This is a genomic window from Streptomyces violens, assembly GCF_000717745.1.
GTDB classification, from domain to species: Bacteria; Actinomycetota; Actinomycetes; order Streptomycetales; family Streptomycetaceae; genus Streptomyces; species Streptomyces violens.
Genome location: NZ_JOBH01000006.1, coordinates 143,141 through 167,976 on the forward strand (window position 1 = coordinate 143,141; position 24,836 = coordinate 167,976).

25 protein-coding genes are annotated in these 24,836 nt (G+C 72.0%); 15 read left to right on the top strand and 10 right to left on the bottom strand.

All coding sequences use genetic code 11. From position 1 onward, the window contains the following. Positions 1–13: 13 nt before the first annotated feature. Both IF04_RS0113105 and IF04_RS0113110 read right to left on the bottom strand, forming a co-directional pair. Positions 14–1,375 (bottom strand): APC family permease, encoded by a 1,362-nt coding sequence (locus IF04_RS0113105; RefSeq protein ID WP_030255256.1) that lies wholly within the window; start codon positions 1,373–1,375, stop codon positions 14–16. Between the two features lie 64 nt (positions 1,376–1,439). Then, positions 1,440–2,324: a carbon-nitrogen hydrolase family protein gene (locus tag IF04_RS0113110; RefSeq protein WP_030255259.1), complete on the bottom strand. Its 885-nt coding sequence runs from the start codon at positions 2,322–2,324 to the stop codon at positions 1,440–1,442. Positions 2,325–2,445: 121 nt separating this feature from the next. Here IF04_RS0113110 and IF04_RS0113115 point away from each other — a divergent pair, with 121 nt between their 5' ends. From IF04_RS0113115 to IF04_RS40120, 3 genes are all read left to right on the top strand, one after another. Further along, positions 2,446–3,189, top strand: a complete 744-nt coding sequence (locus tag IF04_RS0113115; protein ID WP_030255262.1) for a FadR/GntR family transcriptional regulator — start codon at positions 2,446–2,448, stop codon at positions 3,187–3,189. 73 nt (positions 3,190–3,262) lie between these two features. Continuing rightward, a complete protein-coding gene (locus IF04_RS0113120) occupies positions 3,263–4,474 on the top strand; it encodes a serine hydrolase domain-containing protein (protein WP_030255265.1) in 1,212 nt (403 codons plus the stop codon). Then, complete coding sequence (locus tag IF04_RS40120) at positions 4,474–4,602, top strand: hypothetical protein (RefSeq protein ID WP_281179660.1); 129 nt, start codon at positions 4,474–4,476, stop codon at positions 4,600–4,602. Before IF04_RS0113120 ends, IF04_RS40120 begins: the two co-directional genes overlap by 1 nt. A 473-nt stretch (positions 4,603–5,075) precedes the next feature. Here IF04_RS40120 and IF04_RS0113130 read toward each other — a convergent pair whose 3' ends face one another. Continuing rightward, positions 5,076–5,417: a NucA/NucB deoxyribonuclease domain-containing protein gene (locus IF04_RS0113130; RefSeq protein ID WP_078600253.1), complete on the bottom strand. Its 342-nt coding sequence runs from the start codon at positions 5,415–5,417 to the stop codon at positions 5,076–5,078. 18 nt (positions 5,418–5,435) lie between these two features. Beyond that, positions 5,436–6,200, bottom strand: a complete 765-nt coding sequence (locus IF04_RS0113135) for a class I SAM-dependent methyltransferase (protein ID WP_030255272.1) — start codon at positions 6,198–6,200, stop codon at positions 5,436–5,438. A 140-nt stretch (positions 6,201–6,340) separates the two neighbouring features. Between IF04_RS0113135 and IF04_RS0113140 the strand changes: the two genes are divergently transcribed. Beyond that, the gene (locus IF04_RS0113140; protein ID WP_030255276.1) at positions 6,341–7,993 is read left to right on the top strand and encodes a GAF domain-containing sensor histidine kinase; all 1,653 of its coding nucleotides are present in this window, start codon (positions 6,341–6,343) and stop codon (positions 7,991–7,993) included. A 61-nt stretch (positions 7,994–8,054) separates the two neighbouring features. On the opposite strand, the gene IF04_RS0113145 is transcribed toward IF04_RS0113140, so the two are convergent. After that, a complete protein-coding gene (locus IF04_RS0113145; protein ID WP_425428409.1) occupies positions 8,055–10,577 on the bottom strand; it encodes a Pls/PosA family non-ribosomal peptide synthetase in 2,523 nt (840 codons plus the stop codon). Between the two features lie 380 nt (positions 10,578–10,957). Here IF04_RS0113145 and IF04_RS0113150 point away from each other — a divergent pair, with 380 nt between their 5' ends. Continuing rightward, positions 10,958–11,623, top strand: a complete 666-nt coding sequence (locus tag IF04_RS0113150; RefSeq protein ID WP_030255283.1) for a response regulator — start codon at positions 10,958–10,960, stop codon at positions 11,621–11,623. Beyond that, positions 11,620–12,720, top strand: a complete 1,101-nt coding sequence (locus IF04_RS0113155; RefSeq protein ID WP_030255286.1) for a sensor histidine kinase — start codon at positions 11,620–11,622, stop codon at positions 12,718–12,720. Before IF04_RS0113150 ends, IF04_RS0113155 begins: the two co-directional genes overlap by 4 nt. Here IF04_RS0113155 and IF04_RS0113160 read toward each other — a convergent pair. Beyond that, positions 12,717–13,616: a LysR family transcriptional regulator gene (locus IF04_RS0113160; RefSeq protein WP_030255289.1), complete on the bottom strand. Its 900-nt coding sequence runs from the start codon at positions 13,614–13,616 to the stop codon at positions 12,717–12,719. The two genes, IF04_RS0113155 and IF04_RS0113160, sit on opposite strands and share 4 nt — an antisense overlap. 127 nt (positions 13,617–13,743) lie before the next feature. Between IF04_RS0113160 and IF04_RS0113165 the strand changes: the two genes are divergently transcribed. The 3 genes from IF04_RS0113165 to IF04_RS0113175 are packed head-to-tail and all read left to right on the top strand — an operon-like array spanning position 13,744 to position 16,114. After that, positions 13,744–14,118, top strand: a complete 375-nt coding sequence (locus IF04_RS0113165; protein WP_030255292.1) for a YybH family protein — start codon at positions 13,744–13,746, stop codon at positions 14,116–14,118. Beyond that, positions 14,115–15,299, top strand: coding sequence for a flavin-dependent oxidoreductase (locus IF04_RS0113170; protein ID WP_030255295.1), 1,185 nt, complete (start codon positions 14,115–14,117; stop codon positions 15,297–15,299). The genes IF04_RS0113165 and IF04_RS0113170 overlap by 4 nt, the downstream gene beginning before the upstream one ends. 32 nt (positions 15,300–15,331) lie before the next feature. Continuing rightward, entirely contained in the window at positions 15,332–16,114 is a 783-nt protein-coding gene (locus IF04_RS0113175; protein WP_030255297.1) for a nucleotidyltransferase domain-containing protein, read from the top strand. 2 nt (positions 16,115–16,116) lie between these two features. Here IF04_RS0113175 and IF04_RS0113180 read toward each other — a convergent pair whose 3' ends face one another. Together IF04_RS0113180 and IF04_RS0113185 are read right to left on the bottom strand one after the other, a co-directional pair. Next, positions 16,117–16,599, bottom strand: coding sequence for an NUDIX hydrolase (locus IF04_RS0113180; protein WP_030255299.1), 483 nt, complete (start codon positions 16,597–16,599; stop codon positions 16,117–16,119). 3 nt (positions 16,600–16,602) lie between these two features. Further along, a complete protein-coding gene (locus IF04_RS0113185) occupies positions 16,603–18,147 on the bottom strand; it encodes an ATP-dependent DNA ligase (protein WP_030255301.1) in 1,545 nt (514 codons plus the stop codon). 267 nt (positions 18,148–18,414) lie between these two features. On the opposite strand from IF04_RS0113185, the gene IF04_RS39055 reads away from it, so the two are divergent. The 5 genes from IF04_RS39055 (at position 18,415) to IF04_RS0113210 (ending at position 22,529) form a co-directional block, all read left to right on the top strand. Next, on the top strand, positions 18,415–18,567 hold the full coding sequence (locus tag IF04_RS39055; RefSeq protein WP_169746129.1) for a hypothetical protein: 153 nt from the start codon (positions 18,415–18,417) through the stop codon (positions 18,565–18,567). A 90-nt stretch (positions 18,568–18,657) separates the two neighbouring features. Continuing rightward, entirely contained in the window at positions 18,658–19,935 is a 1,278-nt protein-coding gene (locus IF04_RS0113195; protein WP_245654385.1) for a phenylacetate--CoA ligase family protein, read from the top strand. An 8-nt stretch (positions 19,936–19,943) separates the two neighbouring features. Beyond that, positions 19,944–20,462: a glycine-rich domain-containing protein gene (locus tag IF04_RS0113200; RefSeq protein ID WP_030255306.1), complete on the top strand. Its 519-nt coding sequence runs from the start codon at positions 19,944–19,946 to the stop codon at positions 20,460–20,462. After that, complete coding sequence (locus IF04_RS0113205) at positions 20,459–21,763, top strand: MFS transporter (RefSeq protein ID WP_078600255.1); 1,305 nt, start codon at positions 20,459–20,461, stop codon at positions 21,761–21,763. The genes IF04_RS0113200 and IF04_RS0113205 overlap by 4 nt, the downstream gene beginning before the upstream one ends. 163 nt (positions 21,764–21,926) lie before the next feature. After that, the gene (locus IF04_RS0113210; RefSeq protein ID WP_030255312.1) at positions 21,927–22,529 is read left to right on the top strand and encodes a carbonic anhydrase; all 603 of its coding nucleotides are present in this window, start codon (positions 21,927–21,929) and stop codon (positions 22,527–22,529) included. 65 nt (positions 22,530–22,594) lie between these two features. On the opposite strand, the gene IF04_RS0113215 is transcribed toward IF04_RS0113210, so the two are convergent. Both IF04_RS0113215 and IF04_RS0113220 read right to left on the bottom strand, forming a co-directional pair. After that, a complete protein-coding gene (locus tag IF04_RS0113215) occupies positions 22,595–22,861 on the bottom strand; it encodes a hypothetical protein (RefSeq protein WP_245654386.1) in 267 nt (88 codons plus the stop codon). Positions 22,862–23,176: 315 nt separating this feature from the next. Then, positions 23,177–23,905 (bottom strand): ANTAR domain-containing protein, encoded by a 729-nt coding sequence (locus tag IF04_RS0113220; protein ID WP_030255318.1) that lies wholly within the window; start codon positions 23,903–23,905, stop codon positions 23,177–23,179. 406 nt (positions 23,906–24,311) lie between these two features. Between IF04_RS0113220 and IF04_RS0113225 the strand changes: the two genes are divergently transcribed. After that, entirely contained in the window at positions 24,312–24,710 is a 399-nt protein-coding gene (locus IF04_RS0113225; protein ID WP_030255321.1) for an STAS domain-containing protein, read from the top strand. Positions 24,711–24,836: the final 126 nt, after the last annotated feature.

Below are 24,836 nucleotides of genomic sequence, written 5' to 3' on the forward strand. Positions count from 1 at the left end.
TGCCCGGAAATGATCAAGCAGCGGTACCGGCTTTTGCGGATTCCTCCGTGAAGTCCATCTCAGGCGGCGGGACGCGGAACAGGCGGGTCAGGTACATCAGGTAACAGACGCCGAGGGCGAGCCAGATGAGGCCGAGGGTGAGGGCCTTGCCGTCCAGGCGGCTGAGGAGCCACAGGTCGACCGCGGCGCCGATGGCGGGGAAGGCCAGATAGGTGACCGGGTTGAGCCGGGTCCCGGTGCGGCGTTCGCGCAGGTACGTGGCGATGACGCTGACGTTGACGAGCGTGAAGGCCGTGAACGCGCCGAAGTTGATGAAGGACGTGGACGTCGTCACGCTCAGCCGCAGGGCGATCAGGCCGATCAGACCGGTGAGGGCGATGTTGAGCGCGGGGGTGCGGAGCCGGGGGTGCAGATAGCCGAAGAGGCGGCGGGGAAGGACGCCGTCCCGTCCCATGGCGTACAGCAGCCGGGAGGCGCTGGCCTGGGCGGCGATGCCGGAGGCGAACTGCGCGACGACCAGGCCGGCGAGGAAGAAGGAGGCGAACAGATCGCCCGCGATGGTCTTCGCGATCTCGAAGGCCGCCGAGTCGGGGTCTTCGAACGCCGCGCCGGGGTGGACGAGCTGGGTGGTGTAGGCGAGGGCGACGAAAATGCCACCGCCGATGAGGGCGGTGAGGAGGATGGCGCGCGGAATGGTCCGCTTCGGGTCGACGGCCTCCTCGGTGAGGGTGGTGACGGCGTCGAACCCGAGGAAGGAGTACGCGGCGACGGCCGCACCCGCGGACACACTGGTCACCGTGGTCGCGTCATTGACGAACGGCGTGCTGCTGAAGATCGCCCCAGTACCGCCCTGGTGGAAGACGTGCAGCAGGGAGAGCACGGCGAAGAAGCCGATCACCAGCACCTGGAAGGCCATGAGCAGGTCGTTGGCGCGCTCGGCGGTGCGGATGCCGCAGATGTTCAGCGTGGTGGTGACGGCGATGAAGGCGAGGATCCACACCCAGGACGGGACGCCGGGGAACTCGGCCTTGAGGTAGGCGGCGCCGATCAGCCAGATGACCATCGGCAGGAAGAAGTAGTCCAGCAGGGTCGCCCAGCCGACGAGGAAGCCTGCTCGCGAGTCGATGGCGCGCCGTACGTACGTGTAGGCGGAGCCGGCGACGGGGTGGCGGGCCGCCATCTTGCCGTAGCTGTGCGCGGTGAAGATCATCGCGACCATGGCGAGCAGATACGCGGTGGGCACGGCGCCATGCGTCTCACCGGCGACGACGCCGAAGGTGCCGAGCACGATCAGCGGGGCCATATAGGCGAGGCCGAAGGCGACGACGCCTTTCAGAGTCAGGGTCCGGCGGAGCGCGGGGGCTGGCTCGGTCACGGCGGGGCTCCAGGGGTGGTGCGGGTGCGGGGAAGGGGCTCAGGAGGCTTGTTAAGGGCATCGGTCAGGGGCGGGCGCGGTGGGGGCCGGGGTGCCAGGTGCGGGGGTCGATCCGGCCCTCGTACAGCGGCAGTTCGATGGCGGCGTCCCGCTCGCCGAAGTGGTCCCACATCCGGCTGAGGCCGGCCGTTCCGTGGGTGCGGACCCGCTCGACGTCGTCGAGGTCGAGTACGTCGGTGAGGACGGTGGGAGCGGAGTCGGCCGCTTCGGTACGGACCCGGCCCTCGGGGTCGACGATCAGGCTGCGGCCGGTGCCGTCCGGGCCCGCCGTGTTCACGCTGAGCACGTACACCTGGTTCACGATGGCGTTGGCGCGCGCGAGCACCAGCTCCTGCGCCCGGTCGGCGGTGGTCGTCATGACGGGGTTCACGATGACCTCGGCGCCCATCCAGGCGAGCTGCCGCGCGACCTCCGGGAACCAGGCGTCGTAGCAGATCGCGAAGCCGACCCGGCCGGCGTCACCGAGGTCCGCGACGACGAAGCGGTCCCCGGCCGCGTACGGCTCGTACGGCCGCCAGGGGAAGACCTTGCGGTACGAGGCGACCAGCCGGCCCTCGGGCGAGAAGGCCAGTGCGGTGTTGAACAGCTCGCCGCCGGGGCCCCGTTCGCACACGGTGCCGGGCAGCAGCCAGATGCCGAGATCACCGGCGAGCTCGGCGAGGGCCTTGGTCCGCGGACCGTCCAGCGGCTCGGCGGCGTCCTGCAGCCGGGCCTCGCTCTCCTCCCGGTTGCCCTCGACGCCGCAGAGGTGCAGCTCCGGATAGGCGACCAGCCGTGTGCGCGGGAACTTGTCCAGCAGCGCGTGGACGTCGTCGGCGAACCCGGACAGGGGTGCTTCGGCGGGGCGGGCCGGTGCCTGGGCGAGTGCGACGGGCAGCGGGCGGGACATGGACGTCACCTGCTTCGAGGGGAACGGGAGGGTGGGTATCGAATGCCCGAGAAAAATAGAGCACATTGATCAGTTAAACAAGAGTGTTCAAGATGAGCAGTTTTTTGGTTACGGTGCTCCTGTGGCCGACTCTCCTTCCCGTACCACGGACGCTCTGAGCGCGCCGCCGCTGGCGGGCATCCGCCGGCTGTCGGCGCTGGACGCGGTGCGGGCCCGTATCGCGCTCGCCGTCGACCTGGGGCTCCTGAAGCCCGGCGAGCGGCTGCCGGCCAGCGACCGGATCGCCGCGGCGCTGGACACCTCCGAGATCACCGTCCGCCGCGCGCTCGTGGCGCTGTGCCGGGACGGCGTACTGGAACGCAAGCGGGGGCGTACCGGCGGCACCCTCGTGGCGGAGCACCCGCCCCGTGGCGCGGTCGGCGCCGTGGAGTCCTACCGGGCCGCGGCGCCCGACGTGCACGCCCTGATCGACCACCGCCTCGTCCTCGAGTGCGGCATCGCCCACCTCGCCGCCGCACGGGGCCTGGACGAGGCGGCGGACCGTGAGCTGTGGGGGCTGGTCGAGGAGATGGAGGGGGCGGAGAGCTGGGCGGAATTCCATCGCTCGGACGAACGCTTCCATCTCGCCGTCGCGGCCGCCACCGGCCTGCCCTCGGTCGTCGAGCCCTACGGGCTGGCGCTGAAGGAGCTGTACCGCTACTACCTGCCGTACCCGCTGGATCACCTGCGCGAGTCCAACGGCGAACACCGCCTCCTGGTCGAGGCGCTGCGCCGGGGTGACTGCGCCGCTGCCGCGGAGGTCGCCGGGCGCCATGTGTGCACCCTGCACGACACCATGTTCATGCACTTGTTGAACGATTCCTGACGGGTTACGTTGCCGCAGGCAACCATTCGTCCTGTGGCAGCCGCCTGTGAGAGACGCCGGCGAGAGACGAGGGATCGTGACAGCAGTCGTGCAGGGCATCTGCGCCCCCGGGTTCGGACACATCCGCGAGGAGTTCGCGCGCAACTTCGCCGAGCGCGGCGAGGTCGGCGCCGCGCTCGCGGTGACCGTCGACGGAGAGTTCGTCGTGGACCTGTGGGGCGGCCACGCCGACGCCGACCGCAGCCGCCCGTGGGAGCGGGACAGCCTGGTCAACGTCTACTCCACCAGCAAGGGCATGACCGCACTCTGCGCCCATCTGCTCGCGGACCGCGGGGAGTTGGACCTCGACGCGCCCGTATCCCGGTACTGGCCGGAGTTCGCCCAGGAGGGCAAGGGCGACATCCCGGTGCGCTGGCTGCTCTCCCACCGCGCGGGCCTGATCGCGCCGCGCGAGCCGCTGACCCCGGCGGACGTCTACGACTGGGAGAAGACCTGCGCGGTACTGGCCGCCACGGAGCCGTGGTGGCAGCCGGGCACCGCCCAGGGCTACCACGCCGTCAGCTTCGGGTTCCTGGTCGGCGAGCTCGTCCGCCGTATCACCGGCACCTCGCTCGGCACCTTCCTGCGCACCGAGATCACCGAACCGCTCGGCGCCGACCTGTACATCGGCACCCCCGAAACCGAGCACGCCCGCTGTGCGCAGATGATCGGGCCCGAGGGGGGCGGCACGCTGCGCGCGCTCTTCCCCGGGATGCCCGAGGGGCCGATCCGGTCGCTGGACGCGCACCCGCTGGCGGGCATGGCCGTGGCCATGGGCCATCTGCCCCTCGGGGACGTGAACAGCGCCCCGTGCCGCAGCGCCGAGATCCCCGCGGCCAACGGCAACGCCACCGCCCGCGGCCTGGCCACGGTCTACCGCGCCCTCGCCAACGGCGAGTTGGTGGGTGCGGACACCCTGGCGGCGATGCGCGCACGGCAGAGCGGCGACGACGAAATCGACCTGGTGCTCAGCGTCGCGACCCCGGAGCGGCTGCCGTTCGCCTGGGCGGCCGGGTACATGCTCAACGGCTTCGGCTACCTCGGCCCCAACCCCGGCACCTTCGGCCACGGCGGCGCGGGCGGCTCCCTGGCCTTCGCCGACCCGGAGAACCGGCTGTCCTACGCGTACACGATGAACAAGTTCGGCGGCAGCACGACCGGCAGCGACATCCGCAGCCTCGAGCTGGTGAAAGCGGTGTACGCGGCTCCGGGGTTGCCGGGGAAGGGTGGGTGGACGAAGTTCTGATGCCGTCAACCAAGGTGTTCGGGACAGTGCGGACGGCCCAGGCCATGGGCGGCGATCCGGTGACCGCGCTGGTCCACACATACGACATGCCCTCGGAACTCGCCGCCGAGGTGGTGCAGGAGCGGTAGGCCGCGAGCCGCTCAGCGCACGGTCAGCCGTTCCCCAGTAATCTCGCCCGATCGTCCTTACTGCACCGAAGGTGCCTCCGTGGTGGCTGTCCTTGCCGATCGCACATGACTCGCACCAGCACCGAGACCAACGCCTGGTTCGCAGGGGTCCGGTGTGTCGTCGAAGACGGACCTGGCCCTCCCGTCCCGGAGCGGCTGAGATCCTACTGAGCGCGTTCCTTTCCCTCGTTTACAGTCGGCAGGCGCGCCGCCATTGAGCGGCACTTTCCCGCCCTGGAGGGCTGCTTCGGCGACTCGCTCGACAATCCCGGCGGCCATGATGCCGATCTGGGCGGACAGCACCAGTTTTGTCTGGTACAGATCTGGCGGACCGTCGCCGCCTGAACCGTCATGACAGAAGGGATCGCAGGGCCGCCCTCGAACGGGGACGGCCCTGCTTTTGGATCACCGGAGTATCGCTGCCGGAATGTCAGTCACCGATGGTGATGGTGAAGGGCTTCCCAGTCGAGGATCCGGTCAGTCTGATACCAGGCAAGCAGCCGGTTGCCTGCCTCCTGGTTTTCCTTCGGGTCGATGTAGCGGACGGAGAAGTCGTCCTTGTACTCGTCGCCCTCGTAGACGTATCGGGCAGCGCCTTCGGCGGTCGAGCGGAATGGGTATTCGTCGCAGTCCTTGCCCGCCGCCGGGGCGCCGGGGGTGTTCTCGTTGCAGTCGCGCACGCGGACCTTGTAGTTCTCGTCGTAGCGCGCCTTGGACGACGCTGAGGCCCCCTGGGCGATGCGGTGCAGCGGGTCCAGCGGGCTTGCCCCGGGCAGCTTCTTCCCGTTGCAGTACTAGCCCGGGCGGCAGGCCACCAGGAGGTCGACGTCGTAGGTCTCCTCCACCATTTCGCCGGGGAAGAGCTCGCGCAGGCGAGCGCGCTCCTCGGCGAGGAAGGTGCGCGTGGCGGCCTCGCCGAGGACGAGGAACGCCGAGTGGCTGCTGATGTTGGCGAGATGGAGGTCGAGGGGGACGGTGCGGCTCCAGCGCAGCAGGCGGCGCGCGGTGCGGAGCTCCGCGAGGCCCGCGAGCCGGGCGGCGCGGCGGTCGTCGGGGCACGCACCGGCAGGGGGCCGCACGCCGCAGTGGCGTGCGATGCGGTCCTCCTGCGCGACGATCCACGGTATGTCGGCGGCGTGCCGGTTCCACCAGACCGCGAGCGCGCCGCCCGGGCGCAGGACGCGCAGCGCCTCGGGGACGGAGCGGCCGGTGTCGGTCCAGTGCCAGGACTGCGCGTACGTGATCAGGTCGCAGGAGGCGTCGGCGAGGGGCAGGGCATTGCCGTCGCCCCGGACGATCGGCAGGTCGGGGAGGGCGGCGCGGAACCGGTCCGCCATCCCGGCACCGGGCTCGACGGCGAGCACGTCGGCGCCGCGCTCGCGCAACAGGACGGTGGCGATCCCGGTGCCCGCACCGACGTCGGCGACCCGGGCGCCCGCGAGGGGCCGGCCCGCCAGCTCCTCGACGGCGTCCAGGAGAGCGGGCGGGTAGGAGGGGCGGCTCACGGCGTACTGGGCGGCGGCGGTGTTGAACGAGTGGGCGCGCGACAGGGCAGTCATTCCGCCATCCTCGCGTCCCGTGAAGCCGCCGGGCACGGGCTCTCGGACATTGGTGGCGGCGCGGGGTGGGAAGGAGGGCCTCCGGGTTAGTCTGCCGGGAAGGAGCGGACCGAAGACGGGGGAGTGGGGAGGGCGTCCCCATGCCGTCGCACCGGCGCACGTGCAGCCTGTTGGACGCGGTGCTCAGCGCCGGCGGTGAACTCGGCGTCGATCAGGTGCTGCGGCACATCGTCGAGACGGCCGTGGTGCTGGCCGACGCGGAGTACGGCGCGCTCGGCGTGATCGGGGACGAGCAGCGGCTGTCGCGGTTCCTGCCCGTCGGCCTGTCGGAGGAACCGGCCGCGCAGATCGGCCCGTTGCCCGCCGGACACGGCGTCCTCGGGCAGCTGATCCGCCATCCGCGGCCGCTGCGGCTGACCGACCTGAAGGAGCACCCGGGCAGCGGTCCGGTGCGCACCTTCCTGGGCGTCCCGGTGCGCGTCCGCGAAGAGGTGTTCGGCAATCTGTACCTCACCGAGAAGCGCGGCGGCGCCCGTTTCGACGCCGACGACGAGGCGATGCTCTCGATGCTGGCGGCCGCCGCCGGCGTGGCCATCGACAACGCGCGGCTGTACCACGAGAGCCGGCGGCGGGAGCAGTGGCTGGAGGCGCTCGGTGAGATCACCCGTTCGCTGCTGTCGGGCGCGGCGACCCGCGAAGTGCTCGGGCTGATCGCCCGGCGCAGCGGTGACCTGGCCGTCGCCGACTCGGTCGTGGTGTTCCTGCCGGACGCGAGCACGGGCGAGCTGACCGCGGTCGTGGCCGAGGGCGTGGACGCGGAGCGGCTCGACGGGACCGTGGTGCCGGGCGACGGCTCCCTCGCGGGGCCGGCCGCCCGCACGGGCGAGCCGGCCGTCACCGCGGATCTGCGCACCGACCCCCGCTCGTACGCGCTGCGGGAGCGGGACCGGGCCGCGGGGCCCGCGGTCGCCGTGCCCCTGCTGCTGGACGCGCGGGCCGGCGGGGCACTGTGGCTGAGCCGGGCCGCCGGGCGGCAGCACTTCTCCGGCAGCGAGGTGGAGCTGATCTCCGGCTTCGCCGAACAGGCGGCGCTCGCCCTGGAGCTGGACCGCAGGCGCCGCGCCGCGGAGCAGGTGGACGCGCTGCGCGAGCGGGACCGGATCGCCCGGGACCTGCACGACCTGGCGATCCAGCGGCTGTTCGCGACGGGGATGACGCTGCAGAGCGCCGGGCGGCTGATCGAGCGGCCGGAGGCGGCGGCGCGCGTCGGGCGCGCGGTGGACGACCTGGACGAGACGATAAAGATCATCCGGTCCACGATCTTCGGGCTGCGGACGGCCGCCGAGCCCCGGGACGGCGCCGGACTGCGCCGCCGGGTCCTGGACGTGGTGGAGTCGGCGGGGCAGGCGCTCGGCTTCGCTCCGTCGCTGCGGATGGAAGGGCCGGTGGACACCGACGTGCCCGCGACGACGGCCGGGCAGCTGCTGCCGGTACTGACGGAGGCGCTGAGCAACACGGCCCGCCACGCGCACGCCCGGCGCGTGGACGTCGCCCTGACCGTGGCGGACGACGTGGTCCTCACGGTCACGGACGACGGGGTGGGCCTGGACCGCGGAGCGTTCGCGGGAGGTGACTGCCCGCCGGGCCAGGGCGAGGGCGGGCTGGCGAACATCCGGTGGCGCGCCGGGCAGCTCGGCGGCCTCCTGCGGCTGGCGGAACCGCCCGGCGGCGGCACCCGTCTGATCTGGCGCGTCCCGCTGCCGAACGGCGCCCGGCCGGACGGCAGCGGGTGACGAGCCGGGGGTGGAGTGGTGCCGGGCGGCAACCGCCCGGCACCACACCCCGGTGGGGCTCTCACATCTCGTGGGCCGGGTTCCCGCCCCAGCGTGCGTGCGCGGGCACCTCCTCGCCCTTCATGAGGAAGGAGTCGGGCGCGAGCGTCACGCCGTCGCCCAGCGTCACGCCGTAATGGACCAGGGTCCCGGTCCCCAGCGTGCAGCCGTTCCCGAGCGTGGTGTGGTCGGACTTGAAGGTGCCGTCCTCCTGGGAGTGGCACTGGATGACGCTGCCCACGTTGAGCGTGCAGTCGTCGCCGATCGTGACGAGCGTCCGCTCCGGCATCCGGGCGCCGTCGTCGAAGAGCCGCCGGCCGAGGCGGACGCCCAGCAGCCGCCAGAACAGGCCCTTGAACGGCGTGCCGTTGAGCAGCCGCAGCTCCATCGCCTGGTGCTTCCAGAAGCGCTCGTGCTGCCAGAAGTGCGGGTGGTAGATCGAGCAGAGGCGCGGGACCAGCCGCCGGAACCGGGTACTGACGCGCTCCAGGAGCCCGGTGTACAGGACGCTGAACACCAGGGTCAGCAGGGTGGCCAGCGCGATCGCCGCCGCACCCCACGAGGAGTACAGCGCGACCGTGGCCCAGCCGACCGCGAGGACGCCGAAGGTGTAGGTCCACCGGGCGAGCAGGAACGAGCCGAGGGTGACGAGGTTGTGCCGGTTCTTGGCCCGCAGCCGGCGGCGGAACGCGTCGCCGTCCCTGAGGTGGTCGAAGGACGTGTCACGCTCGACGGTCCGCGGGATCTCGAAGCTGGGCGAGCCCAGCAGCCCGACGCCCTCCCGGACGGGCCCGTCGATGGGGACCATCACCTTCGTGGCGAGCAGACAGTTGTCCCCCGTCCGCCCCCGCGCCGGGTAAGTGACCTGGTTGCCGAGGAAGTTGTGCGGACCGATCGTCACCCGGGTCAGGCGGAAGGACGTGCTGGAGTACTCCGCGTTCAGGAGCGACAGGCCGTCGGCGACCATGGTGCCGGTGCCGATGGTGCTCAGAACCGGGCTCTCGTGCTTCACGTCCGTGCCGAAGTTCGACCCGGTCTGCTCGACCTCGGGCATGTCGTAGGAGAGGCCGCGCAGGTAGTGGACGATGTACGAGCTGTCCCCGAAGAGCCGCAGGAAGAACTTGTTGTTGCTCAGCCGCGCGATCGCCCGGTGGACGGAGTAGTGGAACCCGTACAGCGGATAGACCCGGTCCGACTTCACCAGGAGGTGGAGCAGGCGGGGGACCGTGCACACGAGGAGCAGGCCGAGGATCAGCGAGCCGAAGAACAGCACGAACGACACGGCCAGCGCGTCACGGTAGAACGCCCAACTCGTGACGGACGACGGCTGTTCGGAGAGGAAGGCGGTGAGCTGCGGTGCCTCGGCGAGCAGCAGGTCCAGGCCGCCGACCACCAGCGGCAGGTACACGAACAGCATGGTCAGCAACTGCGTGACGCTGTAGGCCACCTTGCGCCGCATGGGGAGGTCGGCGGAGCCGATCGTGCGGAAGTCCGTACCGGCGGGCTGCGCGGGCGACCCGTGCCACCGCTCGCCGGCCGGGACTGCCTGCCCGGCGTGCAGCGACGAGGCATGGCCGAGCTGGGCCCCGTCGCCGAGCGAGGTGTCGATGTCGAGCACCGTGGCCTCGCTGACGTACACGTCCTTGCCGAGGGTGACGGGCCCGGTCCGGATCCAGCCCGCCTCGGCCCGGTAGCAGGTGACGTACGCATCCTTGCGGATGACCGTGCCGTCCCCGACGGTGAGCAGGTCGGTGCAGACGGGCACGTGCTTGGAGAGCACCGTGACATCGCGCCCGATCTTCGCGCCCAGCGCCTTCAGGTACAGCACGTAGAGCGGTGAACCGGCGAACAGGATCAGCGGGTTCATCTGGACCAGCGTCCTGACCAGCCAGAACCGCAGGTACGCCGGGCTCCAGATGCGGATCCGCTGCGCCTTCCACCGGCCGACGAGCAGCCACTTGGCCAGGATCGGCAGGACGCAGATGGCGGCGAAGACCGCACCGCCGAACGCGACGGCGCGCAGATACCCGTCGAGCAGGGTCGCTCCGCCGGCGATCCAGTCGTAGCCGCGGGCGATGACGAGCGCGGTGAGGTAGGTGTAGCCGAGGAAGATCAGCAGCTGCAGCGCCCCGCACAGGACGTACTGCGCCGTGCCCGCCCTCGCCGGTGCCACGGTCTCCGACGGTGGCACCCGTGCGGGCGCCGGTGACTCGGCGGTTCCGGGCGTGGGCGCGGGCTCCGCGAGCGCCGACGCCAGGCTGCGGATCGTCGGGTACCGGTAGATGTCCTTCATCGACACCGACGGCAGATCGGGATGTTTCCTGACCCGGGCGCAGAACTGGGCCATCAGCAGCGAGTCGGCGCTGAGGTCGTCGAAGAAGTGGCTGTCGAGCGGTACATGTTCGGCGCGTACGACGCCGGCCAGCACCTCGGCAAGGTGGCTCTCGATGCCGGCCGCCGGTGCGGCGTACGCGCGTGTGACGGTTGCGGGTACGTCCAGGTCTGCCAGGTCGGCTGTCGAGACCTGGACATTCTTTCCCACCACTTGAACTCCTTGAGAGTGACGATCGAGCCGGCGGGCGAAAGGCCGAATGGCGCCTGCCGCCCGCCGGCGGGGTGGGGGGCTGGTCCGATGCCGGGGGAAGTGGACTGAGGGCAGTGGTACGAAGGGGGCGGCCGCTGGGGTGGTGCGGCCGCCCTTGCACGGGTCCACAGTCTTCGGAGCGGACGGCCCGGAACCGATCCCCCAGGTTTCCGGAGCCGCCCCGCCGAACGGCCGGTGCCGCCCCGCCGACCGGCTGATCGCATCCCGCCGACCGGCCGGAGTGCCCCCGCCGCATGGCGGGAACCGGCCCCGGGCACCCGGAAGCAAGCAGTCAGCGTGGTACACATCGGGCGAATGGCCTGAGGGTGAGCGGAGCACGCGTGATCCGGGTACTGGTGGTGGACGATGAAGCCCTGATCCGTACGGGCTTCCAGCACATCCTGGGTGCGGCGGACGACATCGAGGTCGTGGCGGCGGTCCCCGGGGGCCAAGCGGTGCGGAGTGTAAGGGAGTTACGGCCGGACGTCGTGCTGCTCGACATCCGCATGCCGGACGTGGACGGGCTCACGGTCCTGGCCGAACTGCGCCGGCTGCGGCAGCCGCCGGTGGTGGCCATGCTCACCACGTTCGACACCGACGAGTACGTGGCGACGGCGCTGCGCTCCGGAGCCGACGGCTTCCTGCTGAAGGACACCGACCCCGAACAACTCCCGCACCTCATCCGTACGTTGGCGGCCGGTGGCGTCGTCCTGTCCGCCACGGTCACCCGGACCGTCGTCAACGGCTATCTGGACAGCGGCCCCGACGCGCCCGCCGTGCGCGACGTGGCCCGGCTGACCGAGCGTGAGCGCGCCGTGCTCCTCCTCATCGCCGAAGGGCTGTCCAATGTCGACATCGGTACCCAGATGCACTTGAGCACCGGCACGGTCAAGGACCACGTGAGCGCCATCCTCACCAAGCTGGGGGTGAGCAGCCGCGTCCAGGCGGCGCTGCTCGCCGAGCGCGCGGGACTGTTACGGCCGCTGCGGGACGGGGAGGGCGGATGAAGACCAGACGGCCGCCGACCTGGTTACTGGACGTCGCCCTCATCGTCGCCGTCCTCCTCGACGCCTGGGCGCACTACGAACCGGACGACCCATGGGGCACGGCCTGCTCGCTGCTCGGCGCCCTCTCACTGGCGCTCCGCCGGCACCTGCCGCTCACCACCTTCGCCCTCACCCTGCCGGCGCTCGTCATCGCCGACGCCAAGTACGCGTCGCTGGCCGCTCTGTACACCCTCGCCTCGCTCACCCACCGCCGCGTGGTCCTGGCCGTCTGCGCCCTGACGGTCGTGGCCGGCCACGTCGTGCCCTGGCCGTACCCGGAGTACGACGACTACCAGGACACCTCGACGCTGATCCACGTCGGGTACAAGCTGGCGATGGCGGCCGCGCCCGTCTTCCTCGGCCAGCTCGTCCAGGCCCGCCGCGACCTGTCCCTGCGGCTCGCCGAGATCTCCGAGGCCCGCGACCACGAGCGGCTGCTGCTCTCCCAGACCGTCCTCGCGAAGGAACGCGCTCAGCTCGCCCGCGAGATGCACGACGTGGTCTCCCACCAGGTCAGCCTGATAGCCGTACGGGCCGGGGCGCTCCAGGTCGGTACCCGCGACCCCGCCGTGAAGGAGGCGGCCGCCACGATCCGGCGGCTCAGCGTGCAGACCCTGGACGAACTGCGCCACATGGTCAGCGTGTTACGTGCCTCCGGAAGCCGGCCGACCGAGCTGACCCCGCAGCCCTCCCTCGCCGACCTCCAGCGCCTGGTCGACTGCAGCGGCATCGAGGCCGAGCTGAAGACCGACCTGCCCGACGGCCTCCCGCCGACCGTCCAGCGCGCCGTCTACCGCACCGTCCAGGAAGCCCTGACCAACGTACGCAAGCACGCGCCGGGCGCCACCGCGACGGTCCGCGTCCACCACGAGGGCGGCACCCTGCACGCCACCGTCACCAACACCGCGCCCACCCGCCCGGCCCTGCCACTGCCCAGCGCCTCCCACGGCCTGGTCGGCCTCCGCCAGCGCGCCGAACTCCTCGGCGGCACGGTCACCGCGGGCCCCACGGCGGACGGCGGCTTCCGGCTGCATCTGACACTGCCGGTCGGGCCCTAGGCCGGCGGCCGGGGCCAGGAGCGGAGCATCGCGCGGGCGCGGTCGACCAGGGCGCGGGCGGCCGGGCTCGTCGGCCCGGCCGCCCGCCAGGCGAGGACCAGGCGGCCGCGCAGGACGGGCGGATCGATGCGGACCGTGCGCAGCTGCCCGGAGCGCGCCTCGGCGAAGGCACCCGGCAGGATCGCGGCCCCCAGGCCACGCGCGGCGAGCTGGGCGAGGACCTCCGGACTGCTGGCCTCGAAGGCGATCTCCGGGGTGAACCCCGCGGCCGCACACGCCTCGTCGAGCCGGGTGCGCAGCCCCGTCCCGCGCGGCAGGCTGATCAGCGGCCGGCCGCGCAGGGTGTCGAGCGAGATGACCGGGTGCACGGCCAGTTCGTGGCCCGGAGCGACCGCGGCCACGATCGGCTGATCGTCCACCACCTGGATCTCGATACCGTCCGGGGTCTCACTGCCCACGCTGACGATCGCCGCGTCCAGCCGCCCCGTCCGCAGGCCGTCGATGAGCTGGTCGGAGTTGGCCTCGGAGAGGGTGATCTCGACCGCCGGGTGGGCCTCGTGGAACTCCGCCAGCAGGTCGGGCAGGGCGACGTGGTGCGAGGTCACCGTGCCCACGGCGACCTGTCCGCGCAGCAGCCCGGTCAGCTCGTCGACGGCATACCGGACGCCGTCGACCGCGGCGAGCGCCGCCCGCGCGTACGGGAGTACGGCCTCGCCCACCTCGGTCAGCCGCACCGAGCGGCCCGACCGGTCCAGCAGCTCCTGGCCGAGCTCCCGCTCCAGCCGGCGGATCTGCGCGCTGACCCCGGGCTGGGCCACGTGCAGCCGCTCCGCGGCGCGCGTGAAGTTCCGCTCCTCGGCCACGGCGACGAAGTACTGCAACTGGTGAAGCTCCATGAACAGCGATTCTAGGCGTATCAGAAGCAATGCTTCTCGTTCATAGAAGAACCATCTCTTGGACTTCTGATCCGGGCCGCTTCAGAGTGGACGCAGAAGGCAGCAAAAAGCAGCGAAGGGACCCACCATGACCACCGAGACCACCCGCGAACGCGCCGCCACCCCCGAGGACCTGGCCCGGCTCTTCGTGGCGCGGGCCAACGCCCGGGACGCCGAGGGGCTGGCCGAGCTGTACGCACCGGACGCCGTGCTCGCCTACCCGCCGGGGTCCGTCACGGTCGGCCGCGACGCGATCCGCGCCGTGTGCGAGCGGATGGTGGCGCACGCGGCCCTGCCGTTCGTGGAGGAGGAGCCGCTGCCGACAGTTCAGTACGGCGACCTCGCCCTGACCTCCACCCGGCCCGCCGACGGCACGGGCGGCCGGGTGCAGGTCGCGCGCCGGCAGCCGGACGGGAGCTGGCTGCGCATCATGGACCGCCCCGAGACGGCGACCGGACGATGACCGTACTGATCGCCGGCGCGGGCATCGGCGGGTTGACCGCCGCGCTGAGCCTGCACGCCGCGGGCATCGACGCGGTCGTGGTGGAGAGCGCCCGCCGGATCAGCCCGCTCGGCGTCGGGATCAACCTGCTGCCGCACGCCGTGCGCGAACTGACCGAACTCGGCCTCGGCGAAGAGCTCGCCGCCATCGGCGTCGCCACCACCGAGAACGTCTACTACGACCGGTCCGGCCGGCGGCTCTTCACCGAGCCGCGCGGCCGGGCGCAGGGCTACCACTGGCCGCAGTACTCCCTCCACCGCGGCGAACTGCAGCTCATGCTCCTCGCGGCGGTGCGCGCCCGGCTGGGTGCCGACGCGGTGCGTACCGGGACGCGGCTGGTGGACTTCGAGGAGCGGCCGGGCGCGGTCCGGGCCCGGCTGCTCGACCGGGCGACCGGGGAGGCGGCGACGTACGATGCCGCGGCGCTCGTGGGCGCCGACGGCCTGCACTCGGTCGTCCGGGCCCGGCTGCATCCGGAGGGCGGCCCGCTGCAGTGGTCCGGCATCCGCATGTGGCGCGGCGTCACCCAGGCCGAACCCTTCCTCACCGGCGTCTCGGCGGTGCTCGTGACGGGCGGGGACGCGGAGCTGATCGCGTACCCGATCGGCCGCGGCCGCATCAACTGGGTCTGCCAGGTCAGGGTGGCCGAGCCGCAGCCGCTCGCCGAGGAGGCGGCCTGGAACAGCGCGGGCCGGCTCGCCGACGTGCTGCCGCACTACGCGGACTGGACGCTGGGCGTCCTCGACGTTCCCGCGCTGCTGGCGGGCGGCGACCCGCTCCTGCAATACCCGATGGTCGACCGCGACCCGCTGCCCGCCTGGGGCAGCGGCCGGGTCACCCTGCTCGGCGACGCCGCCCACCCGATGTACCCGGTCGGCGCCAACGGCGCGTCACAGGCGGTCGTCGACGCCCGCGTACTCGCCCACGAACTCGCGCGGGCCACCGGCGTACCGGACGGGCTGGCCCGCTACGAGGACGCGCGCCGCGACGCGACCACGGCCGTCGTCCGGGCCAACCGGGAGATGCACCGGGCCGGCGGCCGGACCCCGGAGGAGCTGGCCCGCATCACCGACATCTATCGGCAGGCCACGGGCAGCGACGTGCACGTACTCAACTCCCGGGCGTCGCTGTCGCTTCGGTGAGAGGTGATGTCACGAGGGATAAGGTCGGTGGCATGGGAGAGGCCGTGCTGACCGATCAGGAGTTTGTGGACCATGTCGCCGACCGGCTCGCGGGGCTGTCCGCCGTGCGCGCCGTCACCCTCGGCGGCTCGCGGGCCCAGGGCACCCACACCGCCGACAGCGACTGGGACTTCGCCCTGTACTACCGCGGCGCCTTCGACCCGGCGGAGCTGCGCGCCGTCGGCTGGGAGGGCGAGGTCTCCGGGCTCGGCGAATGGGGCGGTGGCGTCTTCAACGGCGGTGCCTGGCTGGTCATCGACGGCCGGCACGTCGACGTCCACTACCGCGACCTCGACGTCGTCGAGCACGAACTCGCCGAGGCGGGGGAGGGCCGCTTCCACTGGGAGCCGCTGATGTTCCACCTCGCGGGCATCCCCAGCTACCTGGTGGTCGCGGAGCTGGCCGTCAACCAGGTCCTGCGCGGCGAGCTGCCGCGCCCCGGCTACCCGGAGCCGCTGCGCGCCGCGGCCCCGCCGGTATGGCGCGGGCGCGCCGAGCTCACGCTCCGGTACGCCAAGGGCGCGTACGTGCCGCGCGGTCGGGCCACCGAGGTCGCGGGCGCGCTCGCCACCGCCGCGATGGAGACCGCCCACGCGGTCCTCGCGGCGCGCGGCGAATGGATCACCAACGAGAAGCGGCTCCTGCAGCAGGCGGGGCTGCGCGACGTCGATGCCCTCGTCGCCGGACTGCGGCCGGAGGCGGAGTACTTGGCGCGGGCGGTCGCCGAGGCGGAGGCGCTGTTCGAGGAGCGGTTCAGCCAGGCCCGGCGTGCGTGAGTTCAGTCAGGTCGGAGGTAGCTGAGGAGCCGGTCCACGAAGGCGCGTTGGGCGGTGATCAGGCGTTCCCCGGCCGCCTCGGGGCCGCACCACGCCACGCGGTCGATCTCGGGGAAGGCACGCAGGACGCCGGAGTTCCTGGGCCACTCCATCTCGAACGTTCCCGGAACGACCGCCTCCGGGTCGAGGTCGCCCTCGACGGCCCAGACGGTGACCGTCTTGCCGCCCGACTGACGGACCTCGCCCAGCGGGACGTACGGGCCCTCCGGAGGCGGCAGGCCCAACTCCTCCTCGAATTCCCGCCGGGCGGCCGCCAGCGGTTCCTCGGGCGGTACGTACTCGCCCTTCGGCACCGTCCACGCCCCGGCCTCGCGGCGGGCCCACAGCGGCCCGCCCATGTGTGCCAGCAGCAGCTCGACGCTGCCGCTCGTACGGCGGTACAGCAGCAGTCCGGCGCTGCGTTTCCCCGTCGTTTTCCCCGTCATTCCTCATGACTCCGGCGCGTCGTGGGCCGCCAGGATGTCCTGCACCGTGTCGGCCTCCTCCGGTGACTTGTCCTCGCGGTACCGCACCAGCCGGGCGAACCGCAGGGTGACGCCCGCAGGGTAGCGGGTGGAGGTCTGGAGGCCGTCGTAGGCGATCTCCACGACGAGCTCCGGGCGTACGGTCACGACATGCCCGCGCTCCTCCACGGCGAGTTCCCGCAGCCGTTCGGTCTGCCAGGCGAGGGTGGCGTCGGTCATCCCCTTGAAGGTCTTGCCGAGCATGACGAACGAGCCGTCGGGCCCGCGGGCGCCGAGGTGGAGGTTGGAGAGCTTGCCCGCGCGGCGGCCGTGCCCCCACTCCGCCGCCAGCACGACGAGGTCGAGGGTGTGCACCGGCTTGACCTTGAGCCAGGAGGCGCCGCGCCGCCCCGCGCTGTAGGGCGCGTCCAGCGCCTTGACCACGACGCCTTCGTGTCCGCGGCGCAGCGTCGCGGCCCAGAACTCCGCCACCGCTTCCTGGGCCGCGGGATCGGCGGGGTCCTGGACGACCATCCGGCGGACCCGCATCGGCTCGGGCACGATCCGGGCCAGCTCCGCGTGGCGGTCGGCGAAGGGCAGGTCCATCAGGTCCCGGTCGCCCGCCGCCAGGATGTCGAAGAAGACCGGGGAGAGCGGCAGCGCGGCCTGCGCGGCGGCCACGTCCACCCGGGAGCCGAAGCGCCCGGCGGTGCGCTGGAACGGCAGCGGCCGCCCGTCGGCGTCCAGCGCGATGACTTCGCCGTCCAGCACGAAGCGGATGGCCGGCAGGGCGCGCGCGGCCTCGACGACCTCGGGGAGCCGGTCGGTGACCTCGTCCAGGGTGCGGGTGTGGATGTGCACGTCGTCGCCGTCGCGGTGCACCTGTACGCGAATGCCGTCGAGCTTCTCCTCCACGGCGCAGGCGCCCAGCTTGCCGACCGCCTCGGCCGGCGACTTCGCGCTGTGCGCGAGCATCGGGCCGACGGGCCGGCCCACGGTGAGCCGGAATCCGGCGAGCGCCTCCGGGCCGTCGGCCAGCAGGGCCCTGGCCACCTCCTGCAGCCCGCCGAGCATCACGGCCCGGCGCACCTCCGCCGGGGGCGCGTCCGTCGCCGCCGCCAGCCCCTCGACGGCGAGCGCGTCCAGCGCGCCCTGGCGCACCTCGCCGGTCAGCAGGCCGGTCAGGAAGCGCTGTTCCGGTTCGGTGGCCGTGGCCAGCAGCTGCTGCACCAGCCGCCGGCGTTCGGCCTGGGCGCCGGTCCCGGTGATCCCGGACAGCGCGGTGAGCCCCGAGTCGACACCGCGTACGGTCAGTATCGGCCGGTCGGCCGGAGGAGCCGGGTCGCGCAGGGCGTTCCAGCCGATGCCGATCCGCCCCTGCGGCAGCCGTCCGGCCAGATAGGGGATGACCACCGGCACATCCTCGGGCGCCGCCTCGCGGAACAGCCCGGCCAGCAGCGCGACCTTCCGGGAGCGCGCGGAGGTCGCGGCGACTTCTTGGGACACGCGGGCAAGGTGGGCCAGCAGCATACGGCCATCGTGCCTCGCACGGCCCGGCCACGCCTCCGCAGGGGTACCGGGCCTTGCCTCCGTACGGGTACCGGCCCCTCGCCACGGTCGCCGCGACGCGATCTCGCCAAATGTTGGCGCGGCATGCGCCCTTTGTGACCTTTGGTCATTGCCATTCGTTGACATCGACTTGGTCAACCTTTTACCTTCGTTCCGTGTGGCAAAAGCGCACGTCAGCGGCGCATGTGTCGCACGGCCGGCTCCATCCCCCACCTCTCGGAGGCCCGCATGGAACAGCTCATCAAGAAGATGGCCCAGGACGACGTCTGGCAGGGCTGGGTCGCCGCCAACTCGGCGCAGAAGTCGGACAAGGACGGCTGCATCAGCGCCGCCCCCAAGTCCGGCTGCATCAGTGCGACGAAGACCGGCTGCATTTCCTGACGCGTCGCTGCCCGGCGTTTCCGGGCCGGCCGGCGGCGGCCATCTCCGCCGCCGGCCGGCCCCGGCCCACGAGCCCTGTTGAGGTTTCCCTTGAAGGTTTCCCCGGACGGTCCGCTGCGGGTCTCCCCGGACGGTCAGCCGACGGCCGAGGTCATCGCGCGCGTCAAGGACGTTCCGATCTACCGTGACGCGGTGGCGCGCGGCCATTTCCCGGTACTGGAAAAGGCCGAGATCGCGCGCGGCTTCCCGGACAACTGGATGACGCCCGCACTCGCGACGGCGCTCGAAACCGGCGAGGCGGAATTCGTGCTCTCCACGGGCACCAATCACGCCCGGATGCAGCTCATCCGTCCCCCGTACTTCCTCCTCCGCTCCTACTACCGGCTGTGGAGCGAGCACCCGGACATCCGGGAGACCTGGGAAGCGGACTGCCGGCGGGTTTCCCTGACGACGGTGCTCGCGACGGAACACGTCGCCCGGGTGAATGCCAGGAAGCGCGGCGAGGAGCCGCCGCCCGTACCGCGTGTGGAGGACCGCCGGCTCGACGCCCGCACCTCTTACCTCAATCTCCGCCTCGACCCGGCGCTCTGGGAGCGCGCCGACGTCGAGCGGATGCTCGCGGAAATCGAAGCGGCCCGGCAGACGCATCCGCGCGGGTGGTACCACCTGGACTGCTCCGGCTACCACTTGGCGCATCTGCTGCACAAAATCCAGACCTGGGGACTGTGGGACGCCTTCTCGCCACCGGCGAGCATCATCCACGCCTACGAATACACGCCGGTCAATGTACGGCGGTATCTCCAGCAGCACTTCGCGTGCCCGATCATCGACCTGTTCGGCAGCACGGAGCTGGGCTATCTCTTCTACAGCGACCGCCGCGGCCGCTACCACCCGTACCTCGACGACATGAGCGTGGAACTCGCGCCGGTGGCCGAGGGCAGCGGGCTCTTCCATCTCATCGTCACCAGCCTGCGCAATCCGCACATGCCGCTGGTCCGCTACCGCTCCGGTGACTGCGCCCGCACGCTGGACGGCACGCCCGACCCGGCGAAAATCACGCAATTCTGCGGCCGGGAAAAGGAATTGCTGGATTCGCCCGCGGGCCCGGTGTCGCAAGGCGATCTGGACGCGCTCGTCGGCTCCGTCTCGCCCCGCGTCTTCGTCCACCAGCTGCGGGTCCTCAGCCCCGCCGAGGCCGTGCTCGCGTACACCACGTTCGACGGCAAGCCCCTCGAATCCGACCGAGTGGCCGCCCTGGGGCACGGCGTACGCGAACTGACCGGCCGCCGCTGCGTACTCGACCACCGGGACCACATCCCCATCGGAAAGTCGGGGAAGTACGCCTGGCTCGCCACGGACGGAAAGTGAGAGGGACCATGACCACGAAGACGTTCGTGACCGAGGACGACCTCACGGCACTGCTCGGCCCCACGCTGTACGCGGAACTGGTCGGGCACTTCGCCGCCGGCACCGACGCGCCCCGCGAGTACACCGAACGCCAGGCGCTGGAATGCCTGCGGTACCTCTACCTGATCTCCAAGTACCCCGGGGAACTCAGCGGGCTCTTCCTCCCCGTCGAGCAGGAAATCGACGAATTCTGGCACTACCTCATCCTGCAGACGCGCGAATACCGGACGCTGTGCGAGGAACGCCTGCCGGGGAAGTTCTTCATCGAGCACCGCAGCATCGGGTACGAGGAGTACCAGCAGGAGCCGGGGCGCGAGCAGGCGATCGAAGAGGCGCTGCGCTGGATTCCGCTGTACTGCCGGGAATTCGGCCCCTTCGACGAGGGTGCGTTGCCGCACTGGACCATCGTCCGGTTCCTGCACGAGCGGCTGGACATGTCCTTGCAGGAGATCTCCGCACTGGAACCGGCACGGGGCAGCAATCCATGACCGAACGGACCGGGGTCTCCCCGGCACACGGGCCGCCGGTGCTCGCCGCGCCGTCCGTGGCCACCGCGCAGCGGCGCATACTGACCGTCCTGGTGCTCTCCCAGGTCCTCAGCGGCGCGGGCCTGGCCGCGGGCATCACCGTCGGAGCGCTGCTCGCCGAGGAGATGCTCGGCTCCACGGGGTCGGCCGGCCTGCCCAGCGCCCTGTTCACGGGCGGGTCAGCGCTCGGTGCCGTCGCCGTCGGCCGGCTGTGCCAGCGCTGGGGCCGGCGCCCCGGCCTCGCGCTGGGCTACGGCGTGGGTGCGCTCGGCAGCCTCGGCGTCGTCGTGGCCGCCGCCACCGGCGACGTCGTACTGCTCTTCGTCTCGCTCACGGTCTACGGCGCGGGCACGGCCACCAACCTGATGGCCCGCTATGCCGGGGCCGACCTGGCGGCGCCCGAGCGGCGCGGCCGGGCGGTGAGCACCGTACTGATGGCCACCACGCTCGGCGCGGTGGCCGGGCCGCTGCTGGTGACTGCCACGGGCGAGGTCGCGCACGGCTGGGGCGTTCCGCGATTGGCGGGCCCGTTCGCCCTGGCCACCGTTGCCTTCGCGGCGGCCGCCGTCCTCCTGGGCACGCTGCTGCGCCCCGACCCGCTGCGGCTGGCACGCACCCTGGCCGACGCGGCCGTTCAGGCCGACGCGGCCCCGGCGAAGAGTACGACCGACCGCCCCGACCGGCGCCGCCTCCTCGCCGGCACCTCCGTCATGGTGACCGGCCAGCTCGCGATGATCGCGATCATGACCATGACGCCGGTCCACATGCGGGCGCACGGCCACAGCACCGGAGCCGCCGGACTGGTCATCGCCCTCCACGTGGCGGCGATGTTCCTGCCCTCCCCGCTGACGGGGCTCCTCGTCGACCGGGCCGGGCGGCTGCCGGTCGCGGCCGCGTCCGGCGTGACGCTGTGCGCGGCCGGCGCCGTGGCGGCCCTGGCACCGGACCACTCCGTACCGGCGCTCGCCACCGCCCTCGTCCTGCTCGGCCTCGGCTGGAACTTCGGCCTGATCAGCGGCACCGCCCTGGTCACCGACGCCCTGCCGGCGGCCACCCGCGCCCGCACGCAGGGCCTGCTGGACGTGGCCCTCGCCGTCGCCGGGGCCACCGGCGGCCTGTCCTCCGGAATGGTCGTCGTGGCGGGCGGCTTCCCGCTGCTGGCGCTCGCCGGAGGCGCGCTGGCGCTGGCGAGCGTGCCCGTCCTGGCGCTGACCGTACGGCAGCCCCGCCCGCGCCCTGCCGCGCCCGAGGGGAGCCCATGACATGACCGGGACGCACAGCACACGCGCACGGTCGCCACCGGCCGCGTTGTCATTCCGGACCAGCGCAGTTCCGGACCAGCCTCGCCTCCGCACGGCAACGACCCTCGCGATCCGCTTCCGCCACGCACTCAGTGGCACCCTCAGTAACAGGAGAGACCTCCTCGTGGAGACCTTCATCCAGCAGGCCCGGAGCCTCAATGCCCGTATCGCCGAACGTCCGGAGGAGCGGGAGAGCTTCGGCCGGTTCGCCGCCGGCCAGTCGCCGCTCGCCCTGTTCATCACCTGCTCCGACTCCAGGGTCGTACCGTCCTTCATCACCGGCGCACGGCCCGGCGAGCTCTTCGAACTGCGGACGGCCGGCAACGCCGTCCCCGCCTACCAGGACGACATGACGGCCTGTGCGGAGGCCGCGACCATCGAGTACGCGATGCGCGTCCTGAAGGTCGCCGACATCATCGTCTGCGGCCACTCGCACTGTGGCGCCGTCGGTGCCCGGGCCCGCGCCGAGGACCTGAACGACGCGCCCTGCGTACGGGACTGGCTCGCTGAGCAGTTCGCCGCCGACCTGCCCCTGGACGACACGCCGGCGGTGGCCGGCGCCGTCCAGCGCCACGTCCGCGAACAGCTCGACCGGCTGCGCGCCTACCCCAGCGTCCGCGAGCGCATGGACGCCGGTGAAGTGACGCTGCACGGCTGGTTCTACGAGGTGCACACCGGCCTCGTCATGGCACACGACCAGGAGACCGACGCCTTCCTCCCGCTCTGACCCCGCGCCCGGGGCCCCGCCCGGCCTTCCGGCCGGGCGGGGCCCGCAGGGGACGGAAGGGTACGTCAGGCGTGGGTGTGGTCGGCCGTTTCACGGCTCCCGCTCTTGGCCAGGCCCCGGCTGATCAGGTAGCCGATGCTGAGCAGGGTGACATACAGCCATGCCTGGTCGGCGGGGAAACGGTCCACGATGCCCGGACCGCTGCCCACCAGGGCGGAGGCGATGAGCACGGCCACCACGGCGGCCACGTAGACGAAGAACTCGGTGGTCTTGAAGGACGGTTTGGTCTCGGTGTGCGTGGGCCGCACGGCGGTACGGCTACTCCTCGGCATGCCGGATTCCGAGTACCCGGGGGACGAAGCGGCGGTCATGGTGCGCCTGCTTTCTCACGAGGGTCACCCAGCGGTCGCCGGGTGCGGCGCACGCGTACCCGGCCGAAGCACCCGAGAACGCCGCGCGCCCACCCCCTGCCGACCCCCGGAACCTGTCAGCCAGTAGCCCACCCGCCCGAAAACACCCCCTGATGAAGAAACAGCCCACCGTGACCCGCCCCCGGGACCAGAGATACACACGCCCGCGCGTCTGACCCCGCCCCACACTCCGACATTGGCCGGAACGGACCGGTCGTTACGCCGAGGTGCGGCACCTCATACGGAGTCGCTGGGCCCGTTGTTCGCGGTGAGGCGGAGGTCGCCGTGGAGTACCGCGCTTGCTACTTCGGTGATGTCTCGGCCGGTGGCGAAGGCTTCCGCGCGGAGGCGGGAGAGGGCGGCCGGGATGGGGATGCCGAGTTGGACGGCGATCATGCCGGTGGCCTGGTGGACCTCCGCGCGGTGGAGGTGTACCAGGCCGGCGGTGCCCGGTGGTGTGCGTGCCGGGTCTTCGGGGGCCGGCGGGGGGAGCCGCATGCGGAGGAGGAAGTCGGTCAGCGCGTCGCAGAGTGTCAGCGCGTGGTCGATGCTCTCCCCGCTCATCATTCCCGGCCGGCGGCGATGGCCGGTCAGGGCGCCCACCTTCATGGACCCCAGCCGTAACGGAAAGGCGAAGACCGCCTGGACGCCGAGCTGTGTGACGGCGGGCAGGAAGCCCGCCCAGCGCGCCGCCGGCGTCGACGACACATCGGCCACCAGGCAGATCGCGCCCGCCCGCGCGGCTTCCAGGCTGGGGCCCTCGCCCAGGGTGAACTGCAGGTCCTCCAGCCGCGCGCTGACCTCCTCGCTGAACCAGATCAGCTCCGGTTCCCCGACGAGCAGGGAAGCGGCCAGCCCGTCCAGGCCCAGCGCGGCTGCCGCCTCCCCGGCCCACTGCGCCGCGAAGTCCGCCTCGCGGCCCTGCGCAAGAACGTCGACCAAGCCCTTGACGGTGCTCTCCACCATGTCGCAGCGCCCCCTCTGAGCCGTACCGTGCCGCTCCTGGGCCGCCATCGCCCACCCGGTCCGGTGGGTCGGTGCATCGGCCATGCGACGACGTCGTCAGCGTCCACCCCACGTTGCCCCGGGCACAAGCGCTCGGGTGCGTGGTCTTGACGCTCCCCGTCGGCCCTGGGCTCCCTGGCGCCGAGGGACGCTCGCACCCGAGGTTCACCCGTCCGGGTGCAGCGCGATCGTATTGTCACCGTGCGTCGGCCGGCCAATTTCCGGCATGTATCCGCTCATGTGGGACACTCGTCTTGTATCACATGCCTGTAGTTCACAGTGTGGGGCCGACAAGCGGCCACCACCGGGGAATGTCCGTGGAGCCTTCCGTGGATGTCCGTGCGACAGGTGATCGGAGGAGCGAGCGATGTCCACGGGCACCGGGCGGCTGGCCGTCACCGTTCTCACGAAGTGCGACGCATGCGCCGTGCTTCGGGTGCGCGGCGAGCTCGACCATGCGTCGGAGGAGGGGTTTCTCTCCTCCACCGGTGTCGTTCTCGCCGACGGGTACCGCTATCTCGTCCTGGACGTGGCCGCGCTCACGTTCTGCGACTCCCGTGGCCTGAACTGTCTGCTCGCCCTCCACTGGCTGCTGCGCCGCCGGGAGGGCGCCCTGCTGCTCGCGTGCGCCGGCCGCCGCCTCTCCGACCTGCTGCGCCACACCGGCAGCGACAAGCTCTTCCCGCAGCACGCCACCGTCAGCCAGGCCCTCGCCTCCCTCCCCGCCGAGCACCGCCCCACCTGGCCGCCGCTGCCCGCGGCGTAGCCACCCCGGCCGCCCCGGCCGCCGCGAGGGCTGTGACATGGCTCACCCGCCCTGGGGAAAACACCTGCCGCCCGCGCCCCGTATCCCCCGTCGTCGTGCGCACCAGCACGACACGACAGGACACGG